This is a genomic window from Xanthomonas prunicola (assembly GCF_002846205.1).
GTDB lineage: Bacteria > Pseudomonadota > Gammaproteobacteria > Xanthomonadales > Xanthomonadaceae > Xanthomonas > Xanthomonas prunicola.
The window spans coordinates 1-1,038 of record NZ_PHKV01000065.1 but is presented as its reverse complement, the minus strand read 5'-3'; the positions used below and the strand labels follow the sequence as shown (position 1 = coordinate 1,038).

Genomic DNA, 1,038 nt, shown 5'->3' with positions numbered 1-1,038 from the left:
GCGCTCAACGCCCTGTGCAAATGGCCCGACAACCAGGGTTGTGCGGACGCCGCCAACACGCTGGCCGAGCGGCTGATACGCGAGCCCGATGTGCGCGACGTGCTCAAGCCGCGAGAAATGACCAACGCGCTTAACGCCCTGAGCAAATGGCCCGACACGTCGGCCTGTGCGGCCGCCGCCAGCGCGCTGGCCGCACGGGTGGCCGACGATCCCAGGTTGCGCAAGGCCTTCGATGTGCAGCAAGTGGCCACCGTGCTCAACGCCCTGAGCAGATGGCCAGACAACGCGGTCTGTGCCGCCGCCGGCGGCGCGCTGGCTGAGCGGTTGGCCGACGAACCCGAGTTACGCCACGCCCTGACCGCGCATGGCGTGGTCACCGTGCTCAACGCCCTGGCCAAATGGCCCAACATGTCGGTCTGTGCGGCCGCCGTCAGTGCGCTGGCCGAGCGGCTGGCCGACGATCCCGAGTCACGCAAGGCCCTGAGCGCGCATGGCGTGGCCACTGCGCTCAACGCGCTGAGCAAATGGCCCAAGATGCCGGTCTGCGCGGCCGCTGCCAGCACGCTGGCCGAGCGGCTGACCGACGATCCCGACCTGCGCAAGGCGCTGGACGCTTCCAACCTGCCCCAAGTGCTCAACGCCCTGAGCAAATGGCCGGACGTGCCGGTCTGTGGTGAGGTGGTCAACGCGCTCGCCGAGCGCTTGGTCGACGTGCCCGAGTTGCGCAATGCCCTCGACGCGCTAGGAGTGGCCAATGCGCTCAACGCCCTGAGCAAATGGCCCGAGATGCCGGTCTGTGCGGCTGCCGCCGACGCGCTGGCCGCACGGCTGGCCAACGAGCCCGGGTTGCGCAAGGATCTGTGCCCGCAAGGCGTTGGCAACGCACTCAACGCCCTGAGCAAATGGCCCGACGCGCCGGTCTGCGCGGCCGCCGCCAGCGCACTTGCCGAGCGGCTGACCAACGATGCCGGCTTGCGTCAGGCCTTCGACCCGATCAACGTGAGCCAAGCGCTCAATGCCCTGAGCAAATGGCCCGGC

Annotated in this window: 1 pseudogene; it reads left to right on the top strand. The window is 69.1% G+C overall.

What is annotated here, in order from left to right:
- Positions 1-1,038: pseudogene (locus XpruCFBP8353_RS23045) on the top strand (hypothetical protein); the annotation flags it as partial.